Raw genomic sequence first — 13,577 nt, forward strand, 5'->3', positions numbered from 1 at the left:
TTCTTCTCTTCGTCAAAATGATCGGGCCAACACGAGCGCCGCGACGAGGAAGGCCCTAGCTGGAGGACTCGTCGCGGCAGCTAAGAAGAAGCAGACCGCCGAAAGGCATGCGGCAATGGTAGCAGTCCTCGCCGGACGGATCGAGCGGCGGTGCTGAGACGAATCGCCTCGACCTGACACTGTGAGGTATGAGCACTCTGCGCCGTCCTCTGGTTCTCGCGTCGACCGCCCTGGTCGGGCTGCTGCTGATGAGCGGCTGCACGTCTGGGCCGGGAGATTCGCCCGCCCCGACGAGCGCCGCGGGCGATCCGGCCGTCGAGCGTCTCGGTGCCATCGCCCCCGCTGCTCCCCCGGACGGCCGCGTCCTGGGAGTCGGCATGGTGATCGACGTCGCCGGCGAAGCCAGACTGTGCGACGGACAAATCATGGAGTCGTATCCCCCGCAGTGCAACGGAATTCCCATCGATGACTGGACCTGGGAGGGTCTCGACGGCTTCGAGACCAGCGGTGACACCCGATGGGGTTCCTATGCGGTCTACGGCACCTACGACGGCGCCAGGATCACCCGCACCGATGAGCCGATCATGCTGGCACTCTTCGATCCGATCGCACCGGCCGACCCGACCGGCGGCGTTGAGGGCACCACCTCGGAGGCCGAACTCACGCGCATCCAGGATGATCTCGCCGCGCGACTCGATACGGATGCCTTCCGCGTGGGAACACACGAGGGCTACGTCTGGGTGGATGTCCCGTGGGACGACGGGAGCTGGCAGCAGGCGGCCGATGCGGAGTTCGGCGAAGGAGTGGTGATCGTCGTCTCGCACCTGCGCGAGGTCGACTAGGGCGGCGGCAGCAGCGCGATCTTGCCGCCGGGGTGCCCCTCGGCGAGCATCCGCAGGGCGAGCGGAGCCTGGTCGAGCGGGAAGGTGCGCGCCATCGGCACCACGAGATCACCGTTCCCGGCGAGGGCGATCAGTTCGGGCCGGACGCGATCGCGAAAGCGCGCGCTGTCAGGCATCGATCCCGCGATTGCGCGGATGCCGTCGGATGCCGCGCGGCCCGGGGCTGCGATCGTCACCACCCGTGAGCGATCCGCCACGAGTTCGAGTGAGACGTCCACGGCCTCGTCGGTCCCCACCGCGTCGAGTGCGGCGGAGATCGGGGCATCCGCGATCGCGCGGACGCGATCCGCGAGTCCGGGACCGTATCGGACCGGGACGCCACCGAACCGTCGCACCTCGTCCGCGCGCGTGTCGCTCGCGGTGCCGATGACGCGGATGCTGCGCAGGGCGGCCTGCTGCAGCACGCTGACGCCGACCGCCCCCGATGCTCCGTGCAGCAGGATCGTCTCCCCCGCTGCGGCACCCGAGACGGCGAGCATCTCGGCGGCGGTCGTGCCGGCCAGAAGCAGGTTCGCCGCTTCCGGGTGGCTCAACCTCGCGGGTTTGGCGAACACCTTCTCGGCCGGCACCGTGAGTTCGGCGGCGTAGCCGCCCTGCACCCGGAACGCGAGAACCTCGTCGCCCACCTCTGCGGGTCCCGATCCGATGACGGTGTCGGGACCGAGCGCGGAGATCACGCCGGATACCTCGTAGCCGATGGGGACCGGCGGCGTCACGCCGGGACGAGGTGCAGCCACATGCTTTGAATCGGCAGGATTGACACCCGCCGCGTGCACGCAGATCGTCACCTCTCCCCGCACGGGCATGGGGGCGTCGTACTCGACGAAATCCCAGGATTCAGGTGGTCCCCAGACCGTGGCGACCCAGTGCCGCCCCACTACAGGACGCAGCGAACATAGGTGGCCGCGCCCAAGATGTTCGCCCATCTACCGGCATAGGCAGTGGCGAAGACCGATCCGCCGTTCCGCGCCTGCGCGTAGCCCGAGGATCGAGCGTTCGCGAGCGACAGCGCGGTGAAGTTCGATGGGATCGAGTGGTCGCCGCAGGAGCCCCAGCTGAGCGACGGGCCGGTCAGCGAACGGCCACTGAACACGCATATGCGTCCGCCAGGGCACGCCCCGACGGATGTGAACGTCGTCCCGGCGTGCGCTCCCGGGACGGTCATCTCCATGTCCAGCGCTGGCCAGACCGCATGATTCGCATCGACGAGGACGCCGCCGGGTACCGCATCCATCATCTCGACGATCCGCGGATCGGCGTCGGGACCGTCCGGCGGCCCCTCCGCGACGGCAGGGGCCGCCGCCAACACACTGACAATCAGTCCGAGTACCACTCCGACAACTGGTCTCCAGCGCTTCATCGCACCATCTCGTCCGTCATGTCCCACAGCCGGTAAGCGATGATCGCTCCCTTCGGAAGGACGTCATCGCCCTTCACGCTCGTCGTCTCCATGCCGACGATCCGGCCGGTCTCCAGCGAGATCAGAATGACCTCGGTCGCCGCCAGATTCGGTGAAGGCACGCTGATCCCTGCGACCGGACGACCGAGCCGGTCGGTCGTCTCGCCGAGCGCCGTTGCTCCGCCAGTCGAAGCCACGAGATCCAGGAGGTGTCCCTCCTGCTCGTTCGTGAGCGTCCACTGACCGACGGCGTCGCTGATGCCCCGCATGAGCTCGCCGGCGGACGGATCGGCAGGCACGCCCAACGCCGTGAGCATCGCGCGCATGTCCTCCGCCGAAGGTCCGGGCGGGTCGGCGATCGGGCTGCCGAACTGTCCGGGTTCCATGATGAGTTCCGTCACGACCTCTCCGCTGCTGGAGACCTCCGCATTCACATTGGCTGCGGCGTCATCCGGATCGTACGGTTCGCCTTCGACGATCGTCACCCGGCCGGATTGATCCGCCTCCCAGCTCAGGGTCGACAGCTGGGGAACGATCTTCGACTCCTCCATCGTCATGTCGATCGAGTAGCCCCACCAAGCGGTGCGGACGAATCGCAACGGCTCCGGCGGCCCCGGCGTCGCGGCGAGAGCCATCTGCGCGTCGTCGACGATCTGCTCCACCGTGCTGGATCCGGTGAACGTCAGAGGATCCGGCGTCCCGGCGACCGCCTGGCCCTGCGAGCTGAAGGCCGCGAAAGCGGCGACACCGGCGACGACGACGAACGCGGCGACCGCAGTCGCCCAGCGCACGCCGACAGCGCGATCGCGCTTCGGTTTGATCTCACCGCTGATGATCCGGTCCCGGATCGCCAGCGCCTCGGCATCCGGTTTCGCATCCCGAGGCGTTCTGGCCGGATCTGCGTCCATCAGCACCTGGTCGAGCAGTGCACGGTCAGTCATCGCGTCCACCCTCCACGTCCAACCGGAGACGCAGCTTGTCCTGTGCCCGGCTCAAGATCCTGCTCACCCAGGGATGCGGCCTGCGCAGAACCTCCGCGATCTCCCCCACGGACAGCCCGTCCCAGTGCGTGAGCATGATGATACGCCGCTCTCGCCCGCTGAGGGCGACGAAAGCTTCTCGGACGGCTGCCCGACCCACGACGCCGATACTGAGCGGATCCCCGCCCAGTCCCTCGTGCACGGCATCGAGGGCCTTCGTCCGGGGGCATGGACGCCGAGCACGCCCGTGCAGCCTGGCGTCTGCGGCACGGAGCAGCCAGACGAGGCCCATCGGCCGTTCCGGATCCAGTCGTGCCCATGCCAGCAGGAAGACCTCCGAAAGAGTCTCCGAGACCTCGGCATCGTCGTCGACGATCCACTCGATGTGATGCCGGACCGGCGCCCAGTGCGCGTCGAAGACCTTGTTGAAGACCTCGTTGCGCCGCGTCGCCCGGTCGTGGCTTCTGCGGTTCATTCCCGCCGAGCCGAGGAGGGTGGGACCCCGGCCGGCGCTGTTCGGACCGCCACGTCAGAACCCGAGCCTGCCGAGCTGCTTCGGATCGCGCTGCCATTCCTTCGCGACCTTCACGTGCAGTCCCAGGAACACTCTGGTGCCGAGCAGCTCCTCGATCCCGACTCGAGCGCGCTTGCCGACATCCGCCAGCCGAGAGCCCTTGTGGCCGATGATGATGGCCTTCTGGCTGTCACGCTCCACGACGATCTGCGCGTGCACATCGGTCAGGTCGCTGTTCTCGCGGGGTGCGATGTCATCGATGACGACGGCGATGGAGTGCGGCAGCTCATCGCGCACGCCTTCGAGCGCGGCCTCGCGGATGATCTCGGCGATCCTGTCCTCCTCGGACTCGTCCGTCGTGATCCCCTCGGCATACAGCGCGGGGCCCTCCGGCATCAGCGACAGGACCTCGTCGCACAGCACCTCGAGCTGGTCGCGGGTCAGCGCCGACAGCGGGATCACGGCCGCCCAATCCTCGCGGAGAGCGTCGACCTCCATCAGCCGCTCCGTGATCTCATCCCGGCCGGCGGCATCCGTCTTCGTCACGATCGCGATCTTCTTCGCCCGCGCGTACCCGTCGAGCGATGCCGCGATCCTGCGATCACCGGGTCCGACCTTCTCGGTCGCCGGCACGCAGAATGCGATGACGTCGACGTCGCCGAGGACCTGCTCGACGAGGTGGTTCAGACGTTCACCGAGGAGCGTCCTCGGCTTGTGGATGCCGGGGGTGTCGACGATCACCAGCTGCCCCTCCGGGCGATTCACGATTCCGCGGATCGCCCGCCTGGTCGTCTGCGGCTTCGCGCTCGTGATCGCGATCTTCTCGCCGACCAGGGCATTCGTCAACGTTGACTTGCCCACGTTGGGCCTGCCGACGAACGTCACGAACCCGCTTCGCGTCTGTTCATTCATCTCGTCGTTCTCCTTCATGCTGCATTCTTCCCGCGTTCGACGCCGCCCGCTCCACGAACACGGTCGCAATCCCGCGACCACGCCCTCGCGATGCGCCGCCGGTGAGTTCCAGACCCTCGACCGTGGCGGCCGACCCGGGCTGCGGGACCTGGCCGAGGGCCTTGCCGAGCAGTCCGCCGATCGAGTCCACGTCCTCGTCCTCGAGCTCGAGGCCGAAGAGGTCGCCGACGTCTTCGAGCGAGAGACGCGCGCTGACCCGGTATCGCCCGTCGCCGAGCTCGACGATCTCAGCAGACACCTGGTCGTACTCGTCAGCGATCTCGCCGACGAGTTCCTCGATGAGATCCTCCAGAGTGACGAGCCCGGAGATGCCGCCGTGCTCGTCGATGACGAGGCACACGTGAACGGCGTCGCGCTTCATCTGCTGAAGCAGCGTCTCTGCGCGCATCGACTCGGGCACGAACGTCGCGGGTCGTGCGATGGGCCGGACGGAGGCTGTTCGCCAGGCGTTCTCGTCGCGGAACGCGAACTGCACGAGGTCCTTGAGGTAGAGGACACCGACGACATCGTCGGCCTCGTCGTCGACGACCGGCATCCGGGACACACCCCGGTTCAGGAACAAGGCCATCGCCTCGCTCGTGGAGGCGGTCGCGTCGACGGTCACCATCTCGGTACGCGGCACCATCACCGCGCGGACGAACTGGTCGGTGAAGTCGAAGACCGAATGGATGAGGTCGCGGTCGTCCGCCTCGATCAGGTCGTTGGATGCCGCCTCGTCGACCATGCTCAACAGCTGCTCCTCGGACGTGAAGGAGCTGCGCCCGGTGCCGGGGGTCACCCGGTTGCCGAGAGCCACGAGCCCCTGCGCCAGCGGGCCGAGGAGAATGCGCAGTCCCCGCACGATCGGCGCGTTCGCACGCAGCATCCGATCGGAATGGCTCCGGCCGAACGTTCGCGGACTCGCGCCGACCAGCACGAACGTGATCCCGGTCATCAGCACGGCGGCGGCGAGCATCGCCCACCAGATGTTGTCGAAGATGCTCGTGAAGGCGACGGTGACGAGAACTGCGGCTGTCACCTCCGCGAGGACGCGGATGAACGCCACGGCGTTGACGTGCACATCGGGGTCTGCCGCGATCTTGGCCAGTTGGCGGGCGTTTCGACCCTCTGCACCCATCTCCTCGAGGTCGGAGCTGGACGTCACGCCGAACGCGGAGTCGATCGCCGCCATCAGGCCGCCGAAGGCGACGAGCAGAACGGCGGCGGCGAGCAGGAACGCGGCTGTCATCGACTGCGCTCGGACGCAGCGAAGCCCACGATGAGCTCCTTCTGCAGCCCGAACATCTCGCGCTCCTCGTCGGGCTCGGCGTGGTCGAATCCGAGGAGGTGCAGCAACCCGTGGGTGGTGAGCAGGATCAGTTCGTCCATCAGCGAGTGACCGGCGGCCTGCGCCTGCGTCTCGGCGACCTGCGGGCACAGCACGATGTCACCGAGCAGGCCGGGAGCGGTCGGGCGATCCTCGGTCCCAGGGCGCAGCTCATCCATCGGGAAGCTCAGCACATCCGTCGGGCCCGGCTCGTCCATCCACTGCACGTGCAGCGCCTCCATGGCGCCCTCGTCGACCAGCACGATCGCCACCTCTGCGTCGGGGCTGACGTGCATCTGCGCGAGGTTGTGATCCGTGAGACGCTGCAGCACCGTCTCGTCGACATCGATGGCCGACTCGTTGTTGATCTCGATCATGCCTGTGCTCGTTTCATCAGGAGAGGCCTCGTTTCGGCATCCGGTCTCTGGGCCCGGGTCGCTGTGGTCCTCGGCGCTCGGCTCGATTCGCGAACTCCGCCGCCTGCTCGCGCTCGAAGCGCTGCGCCGTGCGGCGCTCGTCGTACTCGCTGTACGCGTCGACGATCCGCCCGACCAGCGAGTGACGCACGACGTCGTCGCTGGTGAGCCGGGCGAAGTGGATGTCCTCGATGTCGTCGAGCACACGCGTCACCAGACGCAGACCGGACGCTCCCTGCGGGAGGTCGACCTGGGTGATGTCACCGGTGACGACCATCTTCGTGCCGAAGCCGAGACGGGTGAGGAACATCTTCATCTGCTCCGGTGTGGTGTTCTGCGCCTCGTCGAGCACCACGAATGAGTCGTTCAGAGTGCGGCCGCGCATGTAGGCGAGCGGGGCCACCTCGATCGTGCCCGTGGCCATGAGCCGCGGCACGATCTCGGGATCCATCATCTCGTTGAGCGCGTCGTACAGGGGGCGCAGGTACGGATCGATCTTGTCGCTCAGCGTTCCGGGCAGGAATCCCAGGCGCTCTCCGGCCTCGACGGCCGGACGCGTGAGGATGATCCGGGTGACCTCCTTGCGCTGCAGCGCCTGAACCGCCTTCGCCATGGCCAGGTACGTCTTCCCGGTGCCGGCGGGGCCGATCCCGAACACGATCGTGTTCTCCTCGATCGCGTCGACGTATTGCTTCTGGCCGAGCGTCTTCGGACGGATGACCTTGCCCCTGGTGGACAGGATGGCCTCGCCGAGCACTTCGCTCGGGCGCGGACCGCCCTCGTGACGCAGCATCCGCGCGGAGTTCTCCACGTCGCTGGGGACCAGGTCATGCCCTGCCCGTGTCATCGCGAGCAGCTCATCGACGAGCGTCTTGGCCTTCGCGACGGCCTCGGCGCCGCCGCTCAGGGTGATCTCGTTTCCGCGGACGAGCACCTGCACGTCACGGTGCTCCTTCTCGAGCATGCGCAGCAGTCGGTCCTGCGGGCCGAGAAGCTGGACCATCGCGACGCCGTCGGCGTAGATCCGCTCGACCACTTCGGGTTCTGTGGAGTCAGGCACCGACGCTCCGCTCGTTCAGTCCGCCACCGAGCACATGGGCGTGCACGTGGAAAACGGATTGACCGGCGTTCGCGCCGGTGTTGAAGACGAGGCGGAAATCGCCGTCGTCGGTGTGCTCGGCAGCGAGCTTCTCGGCGAATGCGATGAGTTCGGCCAGCAGCGCGGGGTCACCGGCCGCGAGCTCGACGACGCTCCGGTACTCCTGGGTCTTCGGGATCACCAGGAGATGCACCGGCGCCTGCGGAGCGATGTCGCGCAACGCGAAGAGGCTGTCGGTCTCGGCGATGATCTCACCGGGGATCTCCCCGGTCAGGATGCGCGTGAAGATCGAGGGTTCCGTCATGGGTCCAGCTTACTTGCGGGGGTGCGGCCCATGGGTCTCTGAACCCGTCGCCGCCTCACCAGCGCCCGAGCGCCACCGACAGGACGGCGATCGCCGCGGGACCCGCGGTCGAGGTGCGCAGCACGGTGTCGCCCAGGAGCACGCGCTCGGCTCCGGCGTCCGTCAGCCGGCGAAGCTCGTCGTCGGAGATTCCGCCCTCAGGGCCCACGACCAGCACGATGTCCCTGTCGTCGGGCGTGAGTTCGGACAGCCGCAGCACGGCCGTCGGATCCAGCAGCAGCATGCGCTGCGTCGCCGCGCGGTCGGCGAGCTGCGCCGTCGACACCGGCGCCGAGACGCCGGGAACCCAGGCCCGATGCGCCTGTTTCGCGGCCTCCCGCACGATGCTCGCCCAGCGCTCGCGGCCCTTGGCGGCCTTCGGCCCCTCCCAGCGCGAGACGCTGCGGCTCGCCTGCCACGGCACGATCTCGTCGACACCGAGCTCGCATGCAGCCTGGACGGCGAGCTCGTCTCGGTCGCCCTTCGCCAGCGCCTGTGCGAGCACGATCCTCGGGCTGGGCGCCGCCTGCTCGCTCCGCTGCGATATCCGCACGTCGACCTGCGACGGCGACACGTCCTCAGCCGAACCCGCGAGCCAGACACCGGCACCGTCGCCGACCGTCACGGCCTCACCGACACGCAGCCGACGCACGACGGCGGCGTGCTTCGCCTCAGCTCCGATCAGCGACACCACGTCGCCGGGCACAGCATCAGACGATGACTCGAGCAGGAAGTGCAGGGCCATGGCTCAGTCTCTCGCTCAGTGCGTGCGGAAGCGATCGCGCAGCTTCGAGAACAGTCCCTGCTGGAACTGCGCAAGCTGCGGAGCGGGTGCTTTGGACTTCTTCGCGAAGTCCTCGATCAGCGCACGCTGGGCGGAATCCAGCTTCGTCGGAGTGACGACCTGAACGCCGACGCGAAGGTCGCCGCGCTGACTTCCTCGCAGCGGCGTGATCCCCCGGCCCTTGATCGTGAGCACATCGCCGGCCTGCACGCCCGGGCGGATCTCCAGGTCCACGGCGCCGTCGAGGCCCTCGATCGAGGTCTCCGTGCCGAGGATCGCATCGGTCATCGACACTTCGAGCGTCGCGAGCAGGTCGTCGCCGTCGCGGCTGAAGGCGGCGTGCGGCGACACCGTCACCTCGACGTAGAGGTCGCCGTTCGGGCCGCCTGCCTTGCCCACCTCACCGGAGCCGGGAAGCTGCAGACGCAGCCCCGTCTCGACACCGGAGGGGATGTCCAGTGAGACCGTGCGACGGGAGCGCACCCGCCCCTGGCCACCGCAGGTCGAGCACGGGTACGGGATCGTGGTGCCGTATCCCTCGCAGGTCCCGCAGGGGGCGGAGGTGACGACGTTGCCGAGGAGACTGCGCACCTGCCGTTGCACATGGCCGGAGCCGCCGCAGATGTCGCAGGTGACCGGGGAGGTGCCCTCCTGGCAGCAGGAACCCTGGCACGTCCCGCAGAGGATGGCGGTGTCGACCTCGATATCGCGGTGCGCACCGAACACGACATCGCCGAGTTCGAGGGTGACCCGGACCAGCGCGTCCTGGCCGCGCTCGCGGCGCGACCGCGGCCTGGCACCGCGGCCGCCGCCCTGCCCCGCACCGAAGAACTGCTCGAAGATGTCGCCGAATCCGCCGAAGCCGCTGAAGTTCGCGCCGGCACCGTCACCGCCGCCCATGTCGTAGCGCCGACGGGACTCGTCGTCGCTGAGCACGTCGTAGGCGTGCGTGACGAGCTTGAAACGCTCCGATGCATCGTCACCCGGGTTCACATCGGGGTGCAGCTGCCTCGCCAGACGTCGGTAAGCCTTCTTGATCTCGTCAGTGGAAGCGTCCCGGGAAACTCCGAGAACCTCATAGTGGTCCGCCACAATCACCTTTCCGCGTACGCGTGTTCGTGCGGGAGCCGCGTCAGCGGCTTCCCTCGTCTTCATCGAGCAGCCGCGACAGATAGCGGGCGACAGCCCGTGCTGCTGCGAGGTTGCTCGGGTAGTCCATGCGGGTCGGCCCCATCACGCCGACCCTCGCCGTTCCGCTGGGGGCGGCGTAGTTGCTGGCGACGATCGAGGCCTCACCGAGTCCGAACGGAGCGTTCTCCGTGCCGATGCTCGTTGCGAGGCCGTGCTCGTCGCTCACCATCTCGCTCATCAGCCGCAGCAGCGTGACCTGCTCCTCGATCGCCTCGAGGATCGGATGGATGCTGCCGCGGAAGTCCTGCTCGCGACGGGCGAGCGTCGCCGCCCCCGCCATCACCAGACGCTCCTGGCGGAATTCTCCGAGCTCGTCGATGATGACCGACGCGAGAGCATGCAGCGCCGCATCCTTCGTCCTGGATTCGTCGGCAGCCAGAAGCGTGCCCATGCGATCGGCCGCATCGCTGACCGCACGACCGGTGATCAGGGCGGACAGGCGCGCACGCAGTACCGCCATCTCGGCTTCGTCCACGTCGACGGGCAGCGGCGCGAGACGCTGCGAGACACCCCCTGCGTCGGTCACGAGCACGACGAGCATCCGATTCGGCGCCAGCGCGACGAGTTCGATGTGGGTCAGATGCGCACGGGCGAACGACGGATACTGGGCGAGGGCGACCTGGCCGGTGAGCTGTGTGAGCACGCGGACGGTGCGTGCCATCAGGTCGTCGAGATCGGCGGGAGCGGCGAGGAACGACTCGATCGCCGTGCGCTGGGCGGCGGAGAGCGGTCGCAGCTGCGCGAGATGGTTGACGAAGACGCGGTAACCCTTGTCGGTCGGCACTCGACCCGACGAGGTGTGCGGTGCGGCGATCAGCTCTTCGTCTTCGAGCTGCGCCATATCGTTGCGGATGGTCGCCGCGGATACGCCGAAGGAATAACGGTCGACGATCGACCTGCTGCCCACCGGCTCGCGGGTCTCGACGTAGTCCTGCACGATCGCGCGGAGGACCTGCAGCCCTCGTTCTGTGACCATCACGCAGCTCCTTCCGCTGTCTCGCCGCCGATCCTGCCATCCGGACACCCACTGGCACTCGAATGATCCGAGTGCCAATTCTACCCCGCGTTGCCTGAGCCGCGCCGTAGCGCGCGGGAACCGTGGCTGCGCACCCCGCGCCGGGGCTCCGGACTCAGGCCGGCTCGCCGGACATCGGAAAGATCGAGGCACCCGAGGAATCGAAGAGGTCACGGCCGCAGGAGTCGCACTCCCCCTCGTCGGGCTTCGGCGATTCGGACGGGAGCTGCCAGACGTTCATGCCGCCGCACGGACAGTCGATCACATACAGCCGTTCGTGCACGGGCCGGTCAAGACCCCACGCTTCCAGCGATGTGTCACTTCGTCGCATCACGCCGATCACGTATGCGTCGTCACCGCGACGCAACTCGCCGATTGCGACACGCGTCCCTTCGAGTGCGGCGTCGATGGCGCGGAGGATCGCAGGAACGTGCTCACCGCGTTCAAGGTCGGCTTCGGCCGCCGTCGCTGCAGCCGAACGCACGGCGTCTGCGGTGCCGGGCCCCACGCCGAAGGCATCCAGGCGATGCACCACGAACCGCACGATCTGTCCGGGCTCGTCTTCACCGGACCAATCGATCACCTCGAGGAGCCCGCGCGTGATCAGAACGTCCTCGGCATCGGTCGCGCTGAGGTCGACGCCGTCTTCGGGCGCGAGGAAGTGGCCGTAGTTCGTCACCGGACCATTCTCTTATACGCCGTGGAAATCGACCACGCGATACTCGCGCTCTACGCTCTAGTCGGTGAGTTCCCTGACCACGGCGTCGGCCAGAAGCCGTCCGCGCAGGGTCAGCCGCACCTGACCGTGCAGGGCGGATGCCGGGTCGACGAGTCCGTCGGCGATGAGTCCCGCGACGCGCGATCGCTTCGCCGTCGGCAGATCAGCCACCGGGAATCCTTCTGCCAATCGGCTCTCGAGCAGCACCCGCTCCAGCATCCGCGCCTGTTCGCCCGGTCGTTCGGTGCCGGCAGCGGGCGATTCGGATGCCGCGAGCCGCTGGGCGTATGCGGCGGGATGCTTCACGTTCCACCATCGGAGCCCGCCGACGTGACTGTGCGCCCCCGGCCCGAAGCCCCACCAGTCGCTCCCCCGCCAGTATGCGAGGTTGTGACGCGACCGCTGGTCGGGATCGCGGGCCCAGTTGCTGATCTCGTACCAGTCGAAACCGGCGGCGGCGAGGCGCGCGTCGGCCAGTTCGTACATGTCGGCCTGCACGTCGTCGTCGGGCGTCGGCACCTCGCCGCGCCGGATCTGGCGGGCGAGCTTCGTGCCGTCCTCGATGATCAACGCGTACGCCGAGATGTGGTCGGACTCGAGTGCGAGCGCCGCATCGAGAGAAGCCTCCCAGTCGGCGAGCGATTCGCCGGGTGCTCCGTAGATGAGATCGACGCTCACAGCGAGCCCCGCGTCCTTGGCGGCGGCGACGGCGGTGCGCACGTTCTCCGGGTCATGGGTGCGATCCAGGGCCGCGAGCACGTGCGGCACGGCGGACTGCATGCCTATCGAGAGGCGGGTCACGCCGGCATCGGCCAGCGTCCTCGCGACAGACGGCGTCACGGTGTCGGGGTTGGCTTCGACGGTGACCTCGGCGCCGTCGACGATCCCGAACGCCGAGACAGCGGCACCCAGCATCCGGGCGAGGTCCCCGGCCGGAAGAAGCGTCGGGGTGCCGCCTCCGAAGAAGACCGTGTCCATCGGCCGGAGGGCGCCGGCGTCGCCGAGCACGGTGCGAGCCAGGGCGATCTCGGCCTCGAGCGTCGAGGCGTAGTCCTCCTGCCGCGCGCCGCGCAGCTCACCGGACGTGTAGGTGTTGAAATCGCAGTAGCCGCAGCGCACCCGGCAGAACGGGATGTGCAGGTAAGCCGAGAACGGCACCGCGAGATCGATCGGGAGATCGTGCGGCAGACGTCCGTCCGCGGGTGCGGGATCGCCGAGAGGGAGCGACGCGCCCATCAGAGAGTGCGCGCCATCAGACGGGCGTCGCGTACAGCGGGGAGATCGCTCGGAGGTAGCGGGCGAACAGCTCGCGGCGGCGGCGCTTCACCAGGGCCGGCACCGTCCGGTAGAGCAGAGCGTTCGGCGCGTCGAACGCACGCACCGTGAACCACACCTCGTCGTTGTCCTCGCGCCACTCGAGGTCGAAGGACTCCTCGCCGCTCACGACCGAGCCGCCGACCGTGCCGAGCACGAAGCCGACGCGTCGCGGCTCCTCCGTCACGGAGATCACACGCAATTCGGCATCCGCCCGCATGCCCGAGACCCGGCCGTGCAGGCGCAGCGTCATACCGGGCCCGACGAACGGGGTGCCCTCCGCATCGAAGCGCTGCTCGACGTCGCGCTTGCTCGGGGCGACCGGGTTGCCCTCGGCGTCGAAGCTCACGCCGGCATAGGCAGGACCCGACGCCGGGCGGACGTCTTCGATGCTCAGGCCGGCCGCGCGTTGCGCCGTCCAGGTCAGCAGGGATTCGCCCGCGGACTGGAATCTCTCCGCACCGCTGCCGATCCGCCAGGACTGCTCCGCCGGGATGCTGCGCTCCGGCGGGTACTGCATCAGATCGGGCGCGTGGGTCGCACCCACGGCCGCATAGTCAACCGTGTCGTCTCGGAAAGTCCCGCGCCGCATGAGTTCCAGCCTACTTCCCGTTCCCTGGGCGA

16 protein-coding genes are annotated in these 13,577 nt (G+C 68.3%); 1 reads left to right on the forward strand and 15 read right to left on the reverse strand.

Features of this window, described 5'->3' with window-relative positions; genetic code table 11:
- Positions 1-188 precede the first annotated feature (188 nt).
- On the forward strand, positions 189-842 hold the full coding sequence (locus CUR96_RS06960; RefSeq protein WP_102192583.1) for a hypothetical protein: 654 nt from the start codon (positions 189-191) through the stop codon (positions 840-842).
- On the opposite strand, the gene CUR96_RS06965 is transcribed toward CUR96_RS06960, so the two are convergent.
- The 15 genes from CUR96_RS06965 to CUR96_RS07035 all read right to left on the reverse strand — a co-directional run bounded on the left by CUR96_RS06965 (position 839) and on the right by CUR96_RS07035 (position 13,545).
- The gene (locus CUR96_RS06965; protein WP_102192584.1) at positions 839-1,828 is read right to left on the reverse strand and encodes an NADP-dependent oxidoreductase; all 990 of its coding nucleotides are present in this window, start codon (positions 1,826-1,828) and stop codon (positions 839-841) included. The two genes, CUR96_RS06960 and CUR96_RS06965, sit on opposite strands and share 4 nt — an antisense overlap.
- Entirely contained in the window at positions 1,780-2,208 is a 429-nt protein-coding gene (locus CUR96_RS06970) for a hypothetical protein (protein ID WP_146008133.1), read from the reverse strand. The genes CUR96_RS06965 and CUR96_RS06970 overlap by 49 nt, the downstream gene beginning before the upstream one ends.
- Before the next feature lie 50 nt (positions 2,209-2,258).
- Positions 2,259-3,242, reverse strand: coding sequence for a hypothetical protein (locus tag CUR96_RS06975; protein WP_102192795.1), 984 nt, complete (start codon positions 3,240-3,242; stop codon positions 2,259-2,261).
- Positions 3,235-3,756 carry a sigma-70 family RNA polymerase sigma factor gene (locus CUR96_RS06980; RefSeq protein ID WP_102192586.1) on the reverse strand — a complete coding sequence of 174 codons (522 nt, stop codon included), beginning with the start codon at positions 3,754-3,756 and terminating at the stop codon, positions 3,235-3,237. The genes CUR96_RS06975 and CUR96_RS06980 overlap by 8 nt, the downstream gene beginning before the upstream one ends.
- Positions 3,757-3,810: 54 nt before the next feature.
- Positions 3,811-4,707: a GTPase Era gene (era, locus tag CUR96_RS06985; protein WP_245861113.1), complete on the reverse strand. Its 897-nt coding sequence runs from the start codon at positions 4,705-4,707 to the stop codon at positions 3,811-3,813.
- On the reverse strand, positions 4,700-5,995 hold the full coding sequence (locus CUR96_RS06990; RefSeq protein WP_102192588.1) for a hemolysin family protein: 1,296 nt from the start codon (positions 5,993-5,995) through the stop codon (positions 4,700-4,702). The genes era and CUR96_RS06990 overlap by 8 nt, the downstream gene beginning before the upstream one ends.
- Positions 5,992-6,450, reverse strand: coding sequence for an rRNA maturation RNase YbeY (gene ybeY, locus CUR96_RS06995; protein ID WP_102192589.1), 459 nt, complete (start codon positions 6,448-6,450; stop codon positions 5,992-5,994). Before ybeY ends, CUR96_RS06990 begins: the two co-directional genes overlap by 4 nt.
- Positions 6,451-6,466: 16 nt before the next feature.
- Positions 6,467-7,492, reverse strand: coding sequence for a PhoH family protein (locus tag CUR96_RS07000; RefSeq protein WP_245861133.1), 1,026 nt, complete (start codon positions 7,490-7,492; stop codon positions 6,467-6,469).
- A gap of 49 nt (positions 7,493-7,541) precedes the next feature.
- Complete coding sequence (locus CUR96_RS07005; RefSeq protein WP_102192591.1) at positions 7,542-7,892, reverse strand: HIT domain-containing protein; 351 nt, start codon at positions 7,890-7,892, stop codon at positions 7,542-7,544.
- Between the two features lie 55 nt (positions 7,893-7,947).
- Positions 7,948-8,676: a 16S rRNA (uracil(1498)-N(3))-methyltransferase gene (locus CUR96_RS07010; protein WP_102192592.1), complete on the reverse strand. Its 729-nt coding sequence runs from the start codon at positions 8,674-8,676 to the stop codon at positions 7,948-7,950.
- Between the two features lie 15 nt (positions 8,677-8,691).
- Entirely contained in the window at positions 8,692-9,807 is a 1,116-nt protein-coding gene (gene dnaJ, locus CUR96_RS07015; RefSeq protein ID WP_102192593.1) for a molecular chaperone DnaJ, read from the reverse strand.
- 40 nt (positions 9,808-9,847) lie between these two features.
- Positions 9,848-10,882: a heat-inducible transcriptional repressor HrcA gene (hrcA, locus tag CUR96_RS07020; RefSeq protein WP_102192594.1), complete on the reverse strand. Its 1,035-nt coding sequence runs from the start codon at positions 10,880-10,882 to the stop codon at positions 9,848-9,850.
- A gap of 154 nt (positions 10,883-11,036) precedes the next feature.
- Positions 11,037-11,600 (reverse strand): DUF6630 family protein, encoded by a 564-nt coding sequence (locus tag CUR96_RS07025; RefSeq protein WP_102192595.1) that lies wholly within the window; start codon positions 11,598-11,600, stop codon positions 11,037-11,039.
- Between the two features lie 57 nt (positions 11,601-11,657).
- Positions 11,658-12,875 (reverse strand): radical SAM family heme chaperone HemW, encoded by a 1,218-nt coding sequence (gene hemW, locus CUR96_RS07030; protein ID WP_102192596.1) that lies wholly within the window; start codon positions 12,873-12,875, stop codon positions 11,658-11,660.
- A gap of 16 nt (positions 12,876-12,891) precedes the next feature.
- Positions 12,892-13,545, reverse strand: a complete 654-nt coding sequence (locus tag CUR96_RS07035) for a DUF1990 family protein (RefSeq protein ID WP_102192597.1) — start codon at positions 13,543-13,545, stop codon at positions 12,892-12,894.
- Positions 13,546-13,577: the final 32 nt, after the last annotated feature.

Origin of the sequence: Microbacterium aurantiacum (genome assembly GCF_002872075.1) — a bacterium.
Taxonomy (GTDB): domain Bacteria; phylum Actinomycetota; class Actinomycetes; order Actinomycetales; family Microbacteriaceae; genus Microbacterium; species Microbacterium aurantiacum_A.

What these genes read in the sequence shown, in the direction of transcription:
- CUR96_RS06960 (WP_102192583.1), top strand. Translation starts at nt 189, where the DNA reads ATGAGCACTCTGCGCCGTCCTCTGGTTCTCGCGTCGACCGCCCTGGTC.
- CUR96_RS06965 (WP_102192584.1), bottom strand. Translation starts at nt 1,828, where the DNA reads ATGGGCGAACATCTTGGGCGCGGCCACCTATGTTCGCTGCGTCCTGTA.
- CUR96_RS06975 (WP_102192795.1), bottom strand. Translation starts at nt 3,242, where the DNA reads ATGACTGACCGTGCACTGCTCGACCAGGTGCTGATGGACGCAGATCCG.
- CUR96_RS06980 (WP_102192586.1), bottom strand. Translation starts at nt 3,756, where the DNA reads ATGAACCGCAGAAGCCACGACCGGGCGACGCGGCGCAACGAGGTCTTC.
- era (WP_245861113.1), bottom strand. Translation starts at nt 4,707, where the DNA reads ATGAATGAACAGACGCGAAGCGGGTTCGTGACGTTCGTCGGCAGGCCC.
- CUR96_RS06990 (WP_102192588.1), bottom strand. Translation starts at nt 5,995, where the DNA reads ATGACAGCCGCGTTCCTGCTCGCCGCCGCCGTTCTGCTCGTCGCCTTC.
- ybeY (WP_102192589.1), bottom strand. Translation starts at nt 6,450, where the DNA reads ATGATCGAGATCAACAACGAGTCGGCCATCGATGTCGACGAGACGGTG.
- CUR96_RS07000 (WP_245861133.1), bottom strand. Translation starts at nt 7,492, where the DNA reads ATGGTCCAGCTTCTCGGCCCGCAGGACCGACTGCTGCGCATGCTCGAG.
- CUR96_RS07005 (WP_102192591.1), bottom strand. Translation starts at nt 7,892, where the DNA reads ATGACGGAACCCTCGATCTTCACGCGCATCCTGACCGGGGAGATCCCC.
- CUR96_RS07010 (WP_102192592.1), bottom strand. Translation starts at nt 8,676, where the DNA reads ATGGCCCTGCACTTCCTGCTCGAGTCATCGTCTGATGCTGTGCCCGGC.
- hrcA (WP_102192594.1), bottom strand. Translation starts at nt 10,882, where the DNA reads ATGGTCACAGAACGAGGGCTGCAGGTCCTCCGCGCGATCGTGCAGGAC.
- hemW (WP_102192596.1), bottom strand. Translation starts at nt 12,875, where the DNA reads ATGGGCGCGTCGCTCCCTCTCGGCGATCCCGCACCCGCGGACGGACGT.
- CUR96_RS07035 (WP_102192597.1), bottom strand. Translation starts at nt 13,545, where the DNA reads ATGCGGCGCGGGACTTTCCGAGACGACACGGTTGACTATGCGGCCGTG.